Source organism: Bradyrhizobium sp. USDA3010 (assembly GCF_056429065.1).
This window is the reverse complement of sequence record NZ_JBWJZD010000052.1, coordinates 18,824-35,831: the sequence shown is the minus strand read 5'-3', so window position 1 is coordinate 35,831 and position 17,008 is coordinate 18,824. Positions and strand designations below refer to the sequence as shown.

Sequence of the window (17,008 nt, the reverse complement as noted above, 5' to 3'; positions counted from 1 at the left end):
GTCCTTCGAGTATCCCTTCGCCATCGCGCGACCTCGCTGTTGCTGTCAAAGCAACCCGAATCTGATTTGCGCGCTTTTGGGAACCCCCTTACTGTTCCGATTCACATCAACCGAAAACCGCTCTAGCTAGTGCGCGTTGAGTTCAATATTGGGACTTGCTATGAATGTTCAAGCTGATACTGAGATTGGATTCGTTGATCATCGGTCACCCGACCAGTTGTGGCAGTACAGACAACGCTTGTCACAGGCGCCGCGGAGCGAGAGTCGATCGGCAGCCTGAAGTGCGCAATGATGACCACACCCTGAATTTCCTGACCCGTTTTGTGACAACAGGCAGAACCGGCACCAAATTGAGGCCGACGCACTCTCCGACTGCTCGATGTGGACGCAGCGGTTGAAGGCTGAAGCTGGCACCGGCCGTTCCGCTAGGAAGATCGACGGCGGCCGCAAGCTGTCGGATGCTCGTTGCCATACCTGGTGAATGACGACAGGCTGGCGAGGCTATTAAGTACGTCACACCGGCGCTTATGCCCGGTGGATCTGAAGGGTTTATCGCTCTCCGATCGCAAGATACACATTATGGGTCGCCTTAGCCTATTAGCACACCTGCCATACCCAGGCCTCGCGGCACCTGCATTGGCCTCCTTATTGGGGACCATTGTTGTGAAGCCGATCGATCGGCTCACGCGCAAGCTGCGCGCCAGCTAGAGCATGCTTGCCTGTCAGAGCGATGCACACGGAAGGGAACGTCAGAGAGCATCGTTGATTTTGCGCTTCTGCTTCTACCGAGCTCCCAGTCCGCCTGCATCTAAATAGCAACGGGCGTGCCAACGTCTCTCGAGGTTTGATTGATCGCGGCTTGCCAAAATACATGTTCTCAATCTGACGGAGTCGGCGCGAATGTCAGGCTGTTTGTCGTCGGATCGCATCATTGGCCGCTCGAGATCCTATCTATCTCCAGAGCGTCCAATACGATCAGCAGGCGACATGCCGAGCGCGGCATCCAAAGGGATTATCCGGCGGCTGATGGCGAGCTGTTTGCATGAGCCGCAATCTTGAAGATGATAAAAAACGGACCAGCAAACTGACATGTCGATGATTCAACAGAACGTGTTTGTAACCGAACAGACGGCAGTTTAGCCTGTTTCCCTTTCTGCAAACTCGATCTCATTTGGGCTGAGTACCTCCGAAAAGGCGCGCGAGGCCCCTTGCGATCCTAAGAGCGCCGGAGGCAAGGGATCCAAGGAGCAGAGCGGAGATTCGTTGTTGCTCGCCTAGAACTGCCTTATGGGCCGCTCATGTCATGCACCATTGTTGCTGCCGAATCACGGAGTGCGGATTATTGGCGCTTTGATTGCGAACAAGCGTGAACGCAGACTGGCTTTCGTTTCGGGTCATCGGGCAACCCGGCACGCAGCCGAACTCATGCGATCGCGTGCTTCGGATCGACGCAGCGTGTCCTGCAGTTGCATTTTTACCGGAGATCGGCGTGAGTGATAGCAGCAGCAGTGGCTCCAACGAGGGGCCCGGCCCTTATGCGCTGGATAGGCCACTTTATGAGGACTTCTGGAACTGGCTTGCAGATAAGCTCCCGGAGCGCCGCTCTCGCGGCGCCGACATTGCCGCACGCGATATATACGATTTCTTCGAGTGGATCCATGAGACCGACAGACCCCCAATGGTCGACCGGATTGCGCTGCCGTCGTTGGACACCGACCTGCAAGCTTATGCAGCCGACTATGTGGGGCGTGATGTACCAGCAATTGACGGGTTTCGTAACCGGCTCCTGAACTTGCGAGATATGCTTCGAAACCTGCATTTCGAGAGCTGGGCCCGTGAGAAGGAATTGATGTTTCAGGACTTTGATGGAGCCGTGCCGTCCTCCGGCAGCCGCAGTAGCAGCGATACCAGCGGCAACGGCGCAAGCAGCAATAGTGCGGCTAGCGACAACAGCGGCTCTAATCAGGGGCCCGGCCCCCATGACGTGGATTGGCAGCTCCACGAGGACTTTTGGAATTGGCTTACTGAGAAACTCCCGAACCGCCGCTCCCGCGGAGCCGACCATGCCGCTGGCGATATCTATGATTTCCTCGAGTGGATCCGCGAGACCAACAGACCCCCAATCGTCGACCGGATCGCGCTGCCGTCATTGGACAGCGACGTCCAAGCCTATGCAGACGCCTATGTAGGGCCCGACGCACCGGCGATTCGCGGCTTTCGTAACCGTCTGCTGAATTTGCGAGACATGCTCCGGGATTTCCACCGCGCCGAATTCGAAAACTGGGCCCGAGCGAATGGTGCAATGTTTCAGGGCTTCACAGATCTCGGGCCGTCGTCATCACCACTGGCGCCAAGCCCGCTATCGGATCGCGCGACGATTGCACACCGCTCACAAGCAGGACCGGCAGACCGTGATTTCGGAAGTTGCGTTCTCTTCGGTTGGAGGGGCGGTCTTGCCCCGGACCCGCTGATCGCGGAATTGCGAGAAAACGGCCTCCTGCCGACGCTGTTGCGGCCGCAAAGTGTACTTATCAACGGTGTACGCTATGCTGCCCTATTGTGGCCAGGGCGGGTGCCTGTGACCCCAAACAATCCGGGAGGCGAAAACTTTGTTCTCACCGCTGGATACCGGGAGTTAGGACAGCAATTCCATCCGCGCGTTGAGCGCATGAGTGAAGTCGGGCCACCGGATATCGGCGAGCGAGTTGGCTTTTGCTGGAACCACGGCCCCCGAGTGGCCGATGGCTTCCTGATCAGCATATTGCAGGAGTTCAGACTTCTGCCGAACCAGGCGGCCCCAATGACATGTTTCTACATCCACCGTGAGCCATACACGGCCGAATTGGGCCCAGACGGTCGCATCCTTGTCATCCATCGCCACCAAGCCGGCTAACACATCTTACGAACTCGCGACAACCGATCCCGGTCCGATGCGAGGCTGAAGCACACGCCGCCGCATTCTATGAGAACGAGAAGATCCGCGGCCGCAGCGCGGAGTAGGCTCGCTTCGTGCGTAGCAGAAGAGCCGATCACTCGCCTATCCCTTTCGAGCGCGCCAAGAAATCGATCAGCTGCTGCCTGGGTCTCTTGCTTTCGAAGCCCTAGAAGCCATGGCCTAAGCAGCACGACTTTGCGGAGTCGAGGCAAAAGCTTCTGCGCTTCAGCCATTGATGCTCATTTTCTTGCATTTCTCTAACCGAAGCACGGCTGGCAGCGGCGTTCAACAGCGGACCGTTTCTGTAATCGATGGCATGCCAGTCGTCGAAGCGACCGCCCGGAAACGTCTTCACGTAAAGAGGGCTCATGATCAGGGTCGGCCTTCTCGGTCCCTATTGCCGAACATCTCGAGAAAGACTCTCTCTAGACTGTACTCGAGCCCGAGTTGGCGGTCGAGACGAGATACCGGAAAAGGCAGGCATTCTAGACGGTTTCGACGAAAAGCAGCTTCGCCAGCAGGGGCGACAACTGATGCTGCGAAATGACGGTGGCGATCTTGTTCTTATAGTGGTCCTGACCGACGTTGGCGAATTCGCAACATTTCGCCATCGTGTCCGGCGGAACGACTTTCACTACGGCCGCAAAAAACGGCGGCCCCGACCGAACCCTCCGGATACGCTGCTGATGATGTGCTGTGCCATTGCCCGGCAGGTGTCGACGACGCGAGCGAGCACCATCCCCGTGAAGTACGGCGCGCGGATCCCTCCGCCCTTCGCCGACACGATGGGGACGGGATAGACCTCGTATTTCGCGCCGTGTGTCGTGCAGCCACGGCTCCAAAAACGAACCCGAAATCCACCGAGTGAGTGAATTCGGGGCTCCGGCGGATCGAGTGGCGGTCGTTGAGATGCGGCCATCCGAAAGCGAACACCAGCCCGGCGACCGCGAGCGCCGCGACCGCCGGATGCGGGCTCGCCGCGCGAGGATCACGATATTGGACACGATCGATGTCCAAATGCAGCAGGAAAGCAGAAAGATGTTCACCGGGCCCAGAAACCGAGCGACCGAAATCAAGCTGAAAGGAAGGCCGAAGCTCGCTTCCCCTATCGAGACCAGGTTGGCCATCGAGATGAACGCCAGCGCGCTCTACGCGGCGACTCTCGCTTGCAGGACGGTGCCGATGACTCTCGAGACCGGAAAGAGTTGCGGCAGCCACCGAGTAAAGTATCCCAAACCGCGTTTGAGCGAGATAGATGGCGACGAGGCCCCGGCCAGTCCGATTAAAGGGTCGGACAGCGGGACCAGTTGGCCGTGAAGGCGGACGAACGCGATAAGAAGAAGTGGTGCGGCGCCGCTGATGATGCTCAGAAAACGACCGTACCGTGGCGCGAAGGGCCAACCGCCGGTCGGCAGCAGATTGCGGGAGTCGGTCCTGAGGACGACCGACAGGGCTGCGGCCGAGCATAAGGAGAGCGCTTCTCCGTACCTGATGCAGCTGAAAAGAGCCTCGTTGATCTAGCCGTTCGCCAGGCCCGGAATTAGCAAGCAGAAGGCCAGGGTCGTGAAGGTGAGACTGACCGGCCATATCTTGAAGACCGGCGAGATCGTACCAACGATGGCATCCCACGCATAACGTATTGCGTGGAGATATCGAGAATCGGCGCCAGCGGGGTCCTGAACGAGGGGCGTTCCGGGGTTGCGGTCACACGTGACGTCAATCTGACGAACGGGTAAGGCGTTCGTCCGTTCGACTCTATCCGACACTACGCTTGTGACACCTGTGCTGTCCCCTCGAAGTTCTTTATGAACCGTTTTCAGACCTCGATCAGGCAGCGAGCCGCTGGGTCCGGAGGTCGCAGAATTTCCGGCTTTCCTTGGCGTACTCGGCCAGCAGAGCCTTCGTCCAGAGCGCCATGCCCGCCGCCTTCAGATTCATCCGCTGCAAAACCGCCTTATAGTTCACGGCGCGTTCGCCCCTCCCGATTCCAGCACAAATTCTGTGTTTTCAGAGGACTAAATTGCTTTTGCCGATTTCGGACAAGGTTTACGGATCGTTTTTGTAGGTGGACGCAAAGATCCTCTGCAAATCAGCTACGGAGCAGAACATTACGGTGTGCTCACCACTTATCTTCGCCGCTCGTACTGCCAGGAACGTGCTCCCATTTCACTTCTTTGTAGGTGAACGACCAGTCTTCCATGTTCTGAAAAAAATTGTTCTGCGGGTTGATCGTCAGCGGTACATAGGCCTTTCCTTCGATCAAGGTCGCATTCTTCCAGGTCGTTTTAAAAAAGTTTTGCGGCTGCGGCATGCCACCCGGATCGGCGCGATAGAATTCGCATACCACCTCTTCGAGCAGCTCATTGGTGGCCAGAGCCTGCCAGAGCAATGGCGAAGCGCGATCGAAGAATTTGGTGAAGAGGACCGGTTGGTGATTGCGCGCGCCAGTGGCGACGCCGCTCGTCGCATCGCGCGGGACAATGATCCCGCTGTTGAACGCGACAACAGTGATCTTCCCGTGATCCTTCGAATCGCCCTTGGCGACCTGCCCGATGCTGTCCGGCTTGGACGCATCTTTCGAGATGTCGCCCTGCTTCTTCCCCTTGATTGTGATGTAGGCTTGAAGTGACACTTTCGTCTCCATTGTCTGTCATAGCTCGGCAGGAGCCGGCACGACAGGGCTCGCAATATCTGTGCCAACGTCGCGCGCGCATAGATATTGCGCCTCTTCAAGATTTGACGGTCCAAACAGGATTTGTGAAGATTTCCCGCGGACCAACACCATCAACCGAAATCGTTTACGCAAATGACGACGAACTGTCAGATCCCAACGCCCCCGACTGGCTCAAGTCGACACTCGACATCAAGAAACGCCTGGGTGGCAAGGTCTAGAACAGCCTGGCCTGTCACCCGGTAACCGGTACGATTATCGACGACGGCATGGCCGTGCACCGCATAGACCAGCACCGTGCAATGACCGCGTTGCACCTGCTCTAGGCTGTGCGTGGATAGCCTCAGACGCAATTCTCGTCCGTCTCGAAGGCGGCGCGAGCGAATGCCGTCGGCAGATGGCGACGGTATATTGATCGGCGCCAGCGGGAGGATGGTCGCGCGCGCCGCAGTGGCGAGCGCTTCCAAAAGCGGGTCGATCTCCTGGGTAGCCGGATGCCAGACGATCATAAGGCGTCACGATAGCAATCAAACAGCCCGTCGAACATCTCGAACTCGGAGCCCGCTCGCGTTCTGATGAGATTTGACGTGGGTCTCTGGGAGGTCACCACTGCCTTCATGAGCGGAGTGTGCACTGCTCCGACCACCACCGGCCTATCAATGTCGCCGTTGATGTACCCAACCAGAACATCCGTCTTAGGGCTCAAAGGATAATTCATCCCGGTATTATGCGGGCCCACGTAGGTTTCTAGCTTCCGCACGCAATCGCTGCCATGTCCCACCGGCGCCTCTTCGTCGGGGAACTTGAGCTGCAGCTTGTAGCAGCCCTCGCAGTCGAGCTCGGCTCCCGGCATCGACTGGTCTCCGTCGACGGTGGCGTTGTAGAGCCCGATACCCAGCGGCACAGGCGTCATAACAACTGGACGGTAAGGCACGTCCGATTTGATGCAATGGACCATATTGTAGTAGGCCCTCCCGCCCCCCGGAAACGCACGAAATCCAATCGGAGCCGGGCGGTAAGCCGAGTGATCAGCGGCGATGATCAGATAGCGACCGTTGAAGCGCGGATACCCCTGCAGTTCAAAAATAACTCCAGCGCGTAGCTCGGGCGCGTCACTGCTTGCGATGTACATAGTCTGAGTGGCGCCGATCTGCTCGGCACGGATCTTGGCCAGCCTGGCCGCCTCCGCTTCATCGGCAAAATGCCCGCCGAACCGTTCGGCCTTGCCCAAAAACCCGCTGCCTTGTTCGACCTCTTTACGGCCGGCGACGGCACCAGGAATCGCTTCGTTGTAATCGCGGACAGCGATCGTCTTTGTTGAGAGAATACGGCGCTGCCGGAAGGACAGAATGGCGCTTTCGTTCGTGTCGCGCGGCATCTTAGTTTCGCTTTGGTGCGAATACGTAATGGCCAACCTGCCGCCGAACGTGATCTCCGGGAATGCCAGATTATTGTCACCGAAGACCACGGTCTCGCCGTCGTCTTCTTGCTTGAAAAAATAGAAAATTCCGTTCCGTTCGCAAAGTCGCGAAATGAAACTGAATTCACTTTCATTGTACTTCGCCACATAATTCCGCTTCGGATAGCTTTCGAGAATGTATTCGGCGGGAATCGTGATGCTTGCCTTGCTCAATTCCTGCTTAATGATGTCATCCACGCCCACCGGTTGGCCAGGCCCATAAATGCGGCTTCCGACAGAGAGCTCGGTGACGGCAAGGCGCGGGCGCAGAACGAATTGGAGCACCCGTTCCCTTGGCGTAGGGTCAAGCTCCTCAACGTGCGCACAGATGCCCGAGGCACTCCATTGCCCGCAAGCCGTCTTGACGACCAACTTGGCGCGCTCACCGATCAAAGAGGCGGTATCGGCTTCGCTCGATGTAGTCGCGTAAACAACGTAGCTGAACGGCAGGGAAATGCACTCCGTTCCCTCGAATCCCTGCACATCGAGTTCGACGTCTGGCTTGCGGATGATGTCAAGGGTGATCGTGAGAGTGCTGTCGTTTGTCATCGGTGCACCACGTAGATCGTTTGGATAGCTATCGACGCCGTGCACACATTGGACGACGCCGCGTACAGATAAAGCGAGCCGTGAGCTCCGCAGTTCGATATCTACCTGCTTGTTCGCTCTACGACAGCCGCGTGGCTACTGCTGACCGCAACCGATCAATCCAAGGTGGTCGACCGAGGCGCCGGACGAACTCACGGACCGTCTGGATGCGGTCACGGCGATTGAGCGCAAGGCCTGAAGCGAGCACCCGCCATTGTGCCGGCGAAATGGTTGGCGGCGGCGCAGGTGTCAGATTCTCTTTAAGCGCCTCGTTGGCCGACCGACGCGCATATGGATGCGTGCCGGTCATGGCCAGATAGGCCAATACCGCCAGAGAAAAGACATCATCGCTTTCCGCCGGAGGCTCCCCCATCAGCATCTCGGGCGACGCATAAGCCGGGGTCAGACACGCGATCTGATCGATCTGGGCCGCTGCGTCACTGCGCTGCTGCGGAATGTGGAACATCAGCGCCGTCCCAAAATCCAGAATCTTGGTCTCACCCATCCGTGTCAAGAAGATGTTTCCCGGTTTAAGGTCGCCATGGCCAATTCCGAGACGGTGCATATGGGCGAGCCCTTGCCCTGCCGCTCGGATCATACGAAAGGAATTGTCGGGTGACAGCGGCCGGCCCTGCCGCTGGGTTAGTATCTGCGCCAATGAGCGGCCCTGTAGAAGCTCCATAACGAGGTAATGATATCTGCCGTCGTGATCGGAGTCGTAGATCCGCACCAAATTTGGATGTGCAAGGTCGCGCAAAAGGCGAGCCTCGCGATGCAGCAGCACAATCAATTCCTGGCCCATCGTTGGATGCGGTCGCACAATCTTTACTGCCACTTCGGCATTTGGTTCGCCTACCCAGAGGCCAATCCGATCGATGGCACGATAGACGGTGCTGACGCCGCCTTGCCCAACCACCTCGAGTAGCTCGAAGCGGCCGCCGAGCACGTATCCGAGTGGGGCGACCGGACGATTTGGCGAAATTTCCCCGAAGCTATCAACATCTTTGGCGAGCGCTGTCATAGCCTATCCGGGCAGCGGAACGAACGCAGGACATTTAGGCTGAACGGATTGCTCACACTTGCCGCTCGCAATTCGTAAGCCACAATGGCCTCGTTGGCGTTACCGATCGTGATCGTGAAGCGATCAGAGGATCCTCGCGAGGACAGGCGCGCGGTATCGATGAGCCGAAATAGGGCCCAAGGGCCTGAACGCTCGACCCTGTGAATAGTGCCGTCCAGCGCGGCGAGACTGACGGAGGCCGTGCTTGCATCGGTTCGATTCGGCCATTCGAGATCGTAAGCACGCGGCACTTCGTGGCGATAGATGATTTCCCTGCCATCCATGAGAAAAGTCGCACGCAGCAGGTTGGGGGCAAGAAAGAGCGGCTTGATGCTGAACTTCACGGTCGGGGCCGAGCCCGAGCCGCTAAAGAACGCCTTGCGAATTTCCTGCGCGTGTTGAAATTGAGCCAGCGCCTCTGCACGTATAGGCGCCTCAGCGCCATCAATTGTCGCCAGCGAAAGGCCGGACCGGCGCTCCACGACGAGCGGCGATAGGTAGTTCTGAAAGAACTCGTCTACCACGCCGCCAGGTCGGAAGAAATCGCTGAAGTCCTTGATCGTTACGTCCTCGGTCGCCGTCTCGAAAAATGGATATCGCTCGAAAATGATAGCCTGACAGACGGGTACGACGTCGCGCTTCCAAACCGCATCGACATAATCGTGCGCCTGTTTGAGCAAGACTCTCCATGTCGAGAGCGCTATATCATTCATGACCGCGCGGACCGGCTCTGGGCGGAGCGCCGAGTCGGCGCGCATGGCGCCAAAGGCGTCGTTGTTTGGATCCTTCACGCGCCGCTGAACCAGCTCAAATGCTGCATGGCCCGGATCCGGCGCGTTAGCAATGTTGGTCATCGCTGCATAGAGCCCGCCGAAAAGATCGCGGATTCGATCGAGGCTTGCCGGCTGTCCCTCCGCGTGTACAACCAGTTGGGCCAGAGGCCGAAACTCCTTGGTGACCTGTGTTCCCGGCCAAGGCGCGTCGCGGAGCGCCGGTCCAAATACCGAGGCCGGCGCTGCTTCGGCAGCTGAAGCAACGGAACGCCCAGCACTGGCGAGATCACCGCCAGCCTTATCCGCAGTCTGCTCTCCAGGTTGTGGAAGATTGGTGTTGTCGCGAACCAACGAAATGATCTGCTGTAGCGAGCTTTGCGAACCGGCCAAGCCGCGCACGATCGCCGACCCCCGTTGCATATCGTCGAACTTGACCATATGGATGTTGCTCAGGACATTTCTCCAAATGGCGATATAATCGGCGACGTATCGATCCAGGACATCGAGGACGAGCTGCTGCGTACCCGCCGAATTAAAGCGGCTACCAGCGAGCACCCAGTCGGTGCTTTCCTCTTCTCGAATGATGAGCGGCAGGCGCGGTAGCACGAACTCGAGGAAGCCGTCGCGCGTGAAGATCCCGGGGATCATCGCGACATCGCTCGCGTAAGGCGGCTCGTGCTCGCCAATGGCCGGGAACGCAATGCGCCAAGCACGCGTCTGGGCGATCTCAAGCTGGCCGGACCCTAGCAGACTGAGCAGGTCGATCGGCCGCAGTCGCGTATTCTGCGCAGCTTCGCGTAAAAGGCGTGCATAGACCTGCTCGATAGGGGAGAGCTTTGCCAAGCGCGAGCGTACCGCCGACTCGAATTGCTGGTCGATATTTATGGACTTCGGCAGCAACTCGAGGAGGCGCTCAAAATGCTGATTCAGTTCGACTGATCTCGTCAAATCGAGCGCAAAAACGCGCGCGACTTCATTGTGAGCTGACTGCGCGACTTGACTGCGAACGAAGTGCTCCGGATCGCTCAGCATTAAGTAAGTGCGGAACTCTTCCTTCGCCTGGTGAAGCAAGGCGTCGTTTCCGGCGCGCGACAACGCATCAATGCGAACGGCAAGGCCGCTCGCAAAAACCGGCAGCAGTCTGCCAAGCAGAACGTGGTCGTATGCAGCTTGCGCGGCTGGGGCAAGCACTGGCGTTGCCGAAAGGCCGAGGCCATCGAGCCAGGAAAACCAACTCACATCGCCTGCAACGACACGGAGCCGCCGCGCGGCATTCAGGGTCGGCAAGATGGTGCTCATGTCCGGCGGCTCGTGGATTTCCCGGAGCCGCGCGTCTGTTGCCTGCGCGGCCGACTTGATCTGGGCGACGCGCGCCTCGTTGCGGGTGAAGGCGTGGTACTGCAGCATCAATGCGACCGTTGCCAGCCCGAGCGCCGCGATATAGCCGAGGCCGTGCAGGAGCGCGAGCTTGCGTTCGAGTTTCGAATTGCGGCCAACCAGTCCGTGCTCAGTGAAAATCACGTCAGAGAGCAAGTGGTTGATGAAGAACGCCTTGCCCGGCCCGGCTGGCGAAATGGGCTCCGCGGAACGCAGACCGAAGCTCCGGCTGATCGCGCTGACCATTGGGTCAATCGGTCTCTCCTCCTGTGTGCAGCTGGTGAAGTAGACACCGCGAAGCATCGGGTAGACTTCGAACCGACCGGGCCGGAAAACCTCGCCAAGGAAGCCGGCGACTGCGGTATGGATACCCCAAAACTCTTTCGGGAACGCATACATGGCTGCACGACGGCTGAGATTGCGCTCATCATGCATGCGCAGAGGCAATCTGGCCTCGAGACGGTCGGCGAGCTCCAGGATTGTGCGGCCTACGGCTTCGTTGACGCGAGGGCCTGGCCCATCCAGAGGAAAGGTCTTGCCCCATACCTGCGCACGACCATCGTTGTCGAGATTGTCGAAATATTCAGTGAAGCCCGACACCAGATCGCATTTGGTCACCAGAACGTAAACCGGAATGCGCATGCGAAACGTCTTCAGCAACTCCTGTATCCGCAAGCGAATCGAGGTGACATGCTGTCGGCGCCCGGCCTCGTCCGGCAACAAAAGATCGGATACACTGATCGCAACCAAGATGCCGTTGATCGGCCGTCGGCTCCGATGCCTCGCGAGAAGATGGAGTAGTTCAACCCAAGCCGCGCTATCGACCTTCGGATCCGCATCCTGCGTCGTGTAGCGGCTCGCCGTGTCGATCAAGACCGCTTCTTCGCTGAACCACCAGTCGCAGCCTTGTGTAGGACCTAGGCGTCCGATCGGGCGGGCGCCGAGCCGCTCGAGCGGCGGACACCCGAGGCCGGAGTTGCGCAAGATGGTCGTCTTCCCAGCACGCGGCGGACCAATGATGATGTACCAGGGCAGCTCGAAGAGATGGCTCGGTCGGCGCTTGCTGCCGAGCGCCATATCGCGAAGGACTTCCAGTGCGTCCTCGAAGTGCCTACGGATCAGTTCCACTTCTTGCTGGCTGCGATCGTTGGGGCAGCCGTTGACTGCTTCGCTTTCCATCAGCGACTTGATGAGGCGCCGGTTGGCGCGGCGCGCCAACCAATAACGAGCAAAGCTGACGAGCATGATAGCCAAGAAGAGGCCTGCGACTGTGGCGGCGCGAGCGGTCGGCGAATCGAGAGGTTGTCGACCGAACAGGTCGAGATACGGACCACCGAACCAGACAAGCGCGACGATCATCAATAAGCCGATGAGCGCAATGATGCCTCGAACCGAGAAGAGTGCGGAGAGTTGAGCACCGAACACTTGCGCTTCTCCTTACAGCGGCCGTGATTCGACAATCAAGTCAAGCAATTGCTTGACGGGCGCCAGTTCACTGGAGAGTCGCAGGCGGAAGACGCAGTAGCCGATGAACAGGACAAGGAAGGCTACGGCAAAGACAATCCACAGAGGCACGTAATTACTCGCGCCGATGTCCACGCTTATACCACGCCATTGGCTCGACAATGTAGTGGGCGGCACGGCCGTATATGCTCGCAGCAGGCGCTGAACGTTCGAACGCAGCTCTTCAAGCTTCTCGCGGCCGCCTTCCACTACGCGATATTTGCCTTCGAAACCCATCAGCAAGCAGATATTGATGAGTTTGATGAGCGCGAGATAGTTGGCGGGTTGGCGCTGTGCGAGATCGAGTATTTGGAACACCTTTTCCCCGCCCCAGGTCTCGTTGTGGAACTGGTTGAGCAGGCTATTGTCGGACCAAGTGCTCTCGCTGCCCCATGGCCTTGTCATCACCGCCTCGTCGACCAGTGCGCACATCACGTAACGCGCGGCGCTCACGTCGGAACCCCGCGCCTTGTTCTCGACAGCACGTTCTTCGAAGCGGCGGATTTGCTCAACAATTCCGCGGCGCAGCGTGGCGATATCGGCATTCTCGGCGATTCGGAGGCGTGCAACCACCAAAAGCAGTGGTCCAGCGGCAGCGACCAAGGCGTCTTCGGCCACTTTTGGTTTGAATAGATTTTGCACGACCATTTTGGCGCGATTGGCGGCCAGCACCTCGCCTGGTTCGGATGGAGGCGTTGGCGCAGAAATGAAGGTGTCGGAGGCGAGCATCGGCGGAACCCGAGCGGACGGTTGCTCGCCTACCGTTTTACGAGAAGCGAATGGTCTGCGTCCAATGACTGTGGGTTCATCCATGTGTTTCGGCCTCACGCGCGTTTCGTACGGACGGCCCAGAATTCGAGCTGCAGATCTGAGTAGTCACCGCTGACGTGAATGGCAAAAGCAGCCGAGCGCGGAAGGGTACGCCATAGCTCCACCGACTGGTCGAGCTCGAAATAGACAGCATTCTGGATGTAGGGCATCTCGCGCGGCGCGACGGGGAGCGCGCAAATGGGAACGCCCGGAAGCTGAAGATTGACGAGATCGCGGATCTGTTCGACCGGGCCTATTTTCATTTGCGCCGGAAGCTGCTTGCGCAAGCTCTCGTTCACCACACTGGCGGCAGCGACGAGAACGAAGCGGCAATCTTGGAACAAAGTTCGATCTCCGATTGCGGCGATCCGGATGCCATAACCGCGATCCTGAAGAGGGAGCGATATTGCGGCGCTCTGCATCACGACGGATAAGAGGTTACGCAGGATGCCAACCAGCGGCGTGAAGCTGCTTTCGAGATCTTCATGGCGATAGGCGGGCAGATCTGCTGGTCTGCGGTGGTCGCCGGCAAAGCTCGAAAGCCGTCCTGCGAGGCCGAGCAGCGCGCGAAAGAGGGTTTCAGGATGATGCCCGCGTGTTGCTGCGAAATGGTCGAGAACGGCTTGGGCGCCATTCACAATGGACAACGTGACAAGATCAATTAGTCTCGCACCTTCTGCCGTTGAGCGCGAGGGATCCGCGCGCGCAGCAAGCGCTTCTGCCCGCGTCCGCAACAGCGATCTGACCTCGTTCAAAAGTGCGATTAGCGGTTGAACGGCGTGTATGTCGAGGGCAGGTGGGGTGTAGGTGTCGGACAGCGTGATGGCGCCGGCCGGATCGATATCGCGGATACGACCAATAGGCAGCGCAATCAACTCCGCCTGCTCTTCACCGTCAAAAACAAGATGGGGGGTCAACGCTGCAACAGTGATCTGGACGGAAGGCTTCTCCGGCGCCGTTGCATTCCGAACCTGCAGGAGCTCCTGACCATGGCGACGTTCATCCGCGGAAAAGAGATCGCTGCCTGTGTGCTGGCGCCGAGGCAGGGCGACCTTGATCAGCAGGTTCGCCACCGAGGCCGGAGGCTTTCGTCCAGCAGGAAGCCGGGCCTGGTCCGGCAGGCGCAGTGCTGTGCCGTCTGGCATAATCGCCTCGAGTTCGGTAAGGGCGACTTGTCCGAGCGCAAGAAGGTCGCGATCGAAGACAATCTTTCGGACGCCCCAGCCATGCCCAACCAAGCCGGCGACGCGGCTCTCTAGCAGTTGCTCGATCCAGCGGTCATATTGCTGAAAGTGCTGCGGCCGCACTAACATGCCTTCCGACCAGATCGGTTTGCTTGTCACAGACATGCCTCAGTGGCCTTTTTCTTAGTTCTCTGAAAGGTGCATCATCCCGACGGCATGGCGCGACCGCCACTAGCCGTGATCAGAAGACCTTCCACCAGTTTCGTCTGGCCTCGTCCTTGATGCTGATCGCCTGCGAGGTAAGTTTCACAAAGATCGTGTTGTCGCGCTCAGGGTTGATTTCGGCGGTCGAGCGCCATTGCGCATCTTCACCTACGCGGAAACCGGCAATCACGCCGATATTGCGCGTCTCGCCTGGCGCGTTGCGCTCGAACTCTAGTCTGTCGCCGGGCTTCAGTTCGAGCTCGCGCTTGGCCACAAGATCGGGGCCGAGGCATTTGACGTCATTGTCTAAGAGCTCAAAGAACTCAGCCTGGGCAAAATTGGACGTCGACTTCAGCTCATAGATACGAACGACAATTGGCGACGGCTCACCGCGCGCATTTGGATTGACGAGCTGATCGGCCTCGATCAGGAATTTGATCGGCGTCGTCTTTAGGCTCTTGTCAGTCGAGCAACTGGCCGCTGCGGTTGCGACCAACAATGCACCGCTAACGAGGCACAGCCGCTGAAGTTTGGTCGGCACTCCCGTCATTTCCTCGTTTCATCCCGGCCGCGAACCGAGAGCTGCGCCTCGTAAGTTCGGGTAAACTCTTCAGCGATATAGCTGCGCGCGGTCCTATCAATGTCATTGACCATCGATTGGTGCAGTTCGACAAACCGGTCCCACAGCTTGGCCTTGCTGGTGTGGGTACCGAAAAGCCCCCTGTTGACGCCGTCGCTCTGGATTCGCTGGGGACTCATCTCAATTAGGACATTACTGAGCGCAGCGCGCAGCGCAGCGGTTGCCGCGAGCTCATGGGCCGTGATCTCGCAGAAGGCTTCGCGCACCGACTGCGAAAGCGGCAGGAAAGCATGATGGTTCGCGAGCGCCTCGCGCAGCACGCCACGGCTGCTCTTCATGAGCGTGAATACATTGTTGTTGCGAGCGGGTATCCGCATCGGGTCGAAGTGGAAGTCTTTTCTGGTCATGGCCCATCGCGCCAAGTTTGAATGCAGGCCATGGGCCATTTCGGCGAGCGCGCGGCCGAGCTCTGCGAAGACCTCACTGCGCCGCGCCATCGGCACGACGCCTCTGAGGCCGAGCGCGCTCCAAAATTCCTGCAGTTCGTCTTCGCCGGGCGGCTGTGCCTCGGGGAGGACTGCAATCGCTGTCGGGCCGCAGCCTTTCGGAGCGGCAGGGCGCTTCTTGACCGCCAATCGATCAAGCTCGCGCTCTTCAGATCGCGGCGCGAATGCGGCAGTCACGCGCGCCCGGAGACCGTTGGCCGGGGCGGAGGCAAGCGGCTTGCGCACTAGCTGAAGCAAAGCATCTGTTGGATCGGGTTTCGGCGCCTGCGGCAGCCGAGGCGGCGCTTGGCTCGAGCCCTCTCCCGTCACCAAATCGCAAAGGTCGAGGTCATCCGGAATGAGGGGCGCGGTCTTTCCACTCGCGAGTCGAGGATGGCCATCCGAGCGGGCTGATGGCGGCGGACGCCACGGCTCGACAAGTGGGTCGGCCGACGGCAACGGCGATGAAGGGGGGGTGCCCAAGAGCTCATGCGAGGATGGCATCTCGATTGCGGGCTCGCCCGCTACTGGCGCCCTTCGAGGAATATCCCGCAAATTGGACTCGATAGAGCCTGCGTGCTTGCCGCATGCCTCATGTTCAAGTTGATTCAAAAGATCGCTTGCTTGGGGCGAAACATCGGCCTTCCGGTCACCTTCGGCAGACGAATAAGACGATAGCTTGGGTTCCCCAATCGCCACCAACGGATCGAGTTGAAGATTTCCACCCAGCGCTCCGGCAGCCATAAGGGGAGCATCGGGGGATCCGCGGGCGAGTGAAGGCGATGAGACGGCCAGCGGTGCACCGCCGAGCCGCATGGCATTTGAGCCGGTCAACCCAGCGCCTTGACGTTTCTCGGAAGGATCGTCCTCGATGCTTACAGAGATGATGTAACTCGCCATATATAACGTGTCGCCGTCGGCCAGTAGTGCGGCATTTCCGTTCCCCAACGGCGCCTCGACGGTATTCACGTACAAGCCATTGGTGCTGGTGTCGGTAATCGTGAAGCCGCGGCCGTTGAATGCGATCAGGGCATGGCGAGCTGAGAGCGTCCTGGCTTTATCTGGGAGCTGCCAGTTGCAGCTAACCCCGCGTCCAACCGAGCCCCCTTCCGGTCCGAACCTCTTGCTTGCGTTATCGCTCAAAGGTTCAGCGTTCTCTCCAAGGACTGCGAGTATGAGCTGCATCCGACGCCTTCCTCTTGCTTAGCAGCACGTGTCCGAGCCGCCGATGAGAGTGCATGACTGCCTTCTTCGCAACGGAGGCCGATCAGCTGACTGCGGTGCCGCAAATAGAGGATGTTCTTGTGGCCTCTCACCTGTGGTGGAGGATGCGCTCAGTTTTTGCATCTGAACGACACACGCGTTCAAGGCAAGGAGAT

12 protein-coding genes are annotated in these 17,008 nt (G+C 58.8%); 1 reads left to right on the top strand and 11 read right to left on the bottom strand.

Translation table 11 applies throughout. The annotated features are described in order from the left end of the window. Positions 1 to 1,489: 1,489 nt before the first annotated feature. On the top strand, positions 1,490 to 2,893 hold the full coding sequence (locus AC066Y_RS39240; RefSeq protein WP_478278540.1) for a hypothetical protein: 1,404 nt from the start codon (positions 1,490 to 1,492) through the stop codon (positions 2,891 to 2,893). A 527-nt stretch (positions 2,894 to 3,420) separates the two neighbouring features. Here the strand turns inward: AC066Y_RS39240 and AC066Y_RS39235 are convergent. From AC066Y_RS39235 to tagH, 11 genes are all read right to left on the bottom strand, one after another. Continuing rightward, positions 3,421 to 4,062 (bottom strand): hypothetical protein, encoded by a 642-nt coding sequence (locus AC066Y_RS39235; protein WP_478278539.1) that lies wholly within the window; start codon positions 4,060 to 4,062, stop codon positions 3,421 to 3,423. A gap of 700 nt (positions 4,063 to 4,762) precedes the next feature. Beyond that, positions 4,763 to 4,900 (bottom strand): hypothetical protein, encoded by a 138-nt coding sequence (locus tag AC066Y_RS39230; RefSeq protein WP_478278538.1) that lies wholly within the window; start codon positions 4,898 to 4,900, stop codon positions 4,763 to 4,765. Positions 4,901 to 5,054: 154 nt separating this feature from the next. Next, positions 5,055 to 5,567, bottom strand: a complete 513-nt coding sequence (locus tag AC066Y_RS39225; protein ID WP_478278537.1) for an Hcp family type VI secretion system effector — start codon at positions 5,565 to 5,567, stop codon at positions 5,055 to 5,057. Positions 5,568 to 5,755: 188 nt separating this feature from the next. Then, positions 5,756 to 6,115 carry a hypothetical protein gene (locus tag AC066Y_RS39220; protein WP_478278536.1) on the bottom strand — a complete coding sequence of 120 codons (360 nt, stop codon included), beginning with the start codon at positions 6,113 to 6,115 and terminating at the stop codon, positions 5,756 to 5,758. Further along, positions 6,112 to 7,614 carry a type VI secretion system Vgr family protein gene (locus tag AC066Y_RS39215; protein ID WP_478278535.1) on the bottom strand — a complete coding sequence of 501 codons (1,503 nt, stop codon included), beginning with the start codon at positions 7,612 to 7,614 and terminating at the stop codon, positions 6,112 to 6,114. The genes AC066Y_RS39220 and AC066Y_RS39215 overlap by 4 nt, the downstream gene beginning before the upstream one ends. Before the next feature lie 118 nt (positions 7,615 to 7,732). Next, positions 7,733 to 8,674 (bottom strand): serine/threonine-protein kinase, encoded by a 942-nt coding sequence (locus tag AC066Y_RS39210; RefSeq protein ID WP_478278534.1) that lies wholly within the window; start codon positions 8,672 to 8,674, stop codon positions 7,733 to 7,735. Next, the gene (gene tssM / locus AC066Y_RS39205) at positions 8,671 to 12,288 is read right to left on the bottom strand and encodes a type VI secretion system membrane subunit TssM (protein ID WP_478278533.1); all 3,618 of its coding nucleotides are present in this window, start codon (positions 12,286 to 12,288) and stop codon (positions 8,671 to 8,673) included. The genes AC066Y_RS39210 and tssM overlap by 4 nt, the downstream gene beginning before the upstream one ends. A 12-nt stretch (positions 12,289 to 12,300) precedes the next feature. Continuing rightward, entirely contained in the window at positions 12,301 to 13,179 is an 879-nt protein-coding gene (icmH, locus tag AC066Y_RS39200) for a type IVB secretion system protein IcmH/DotU (protein WP_478278532.1), read from the bottom strand. A gap of 11 nt (positions 13,180 to 13,190) precedes the next feature. After that, entirely contained in the window at positions 13,191 to 14,525 is a 1,335-nt protein-coding gene (gene tssK, locus AC066Y_RS39195) for a type VI secretion system baseplate subunit TssK (RefSeq protein ID WP_478278531.1), read from the bottom strand. Between the two features lie 76 nt (positions 14,526 to 14,601). After that, positions 14,602 to 15,105 carry a type VI secretion system lipoprotein TssJ gene (tssJ, locus tag AC066Y_RS39190; protein ID WP_478278530.1) on the bottom strand — a complete coding sequence of 168 codons (504 nt, stop codon included), beginning with the start codon at positions 15,103 to 15,105 and terminating at the stop codon, positions 14,602 to 14,604. Between the two features lie 5 nt (positions 15,106 to 15,110). Then, positions 15,111 to 16,814 carry a type VI secretion system-associated FHA domain protein TagH gene (gene tagH / locus AC066Y_RS39185; RefSeq protein ID WP_478278529.1) on the bottom strand — a complete coding sequence of 568 codons (1,704 nt, stop codon included), beginning with the start codon at positions 16,812 to 16,814 and terminating at the stop codon, positions 15,111 to 15,113. Positions 16,815 to 17,008: the final 194 nt, after the last annotated feature.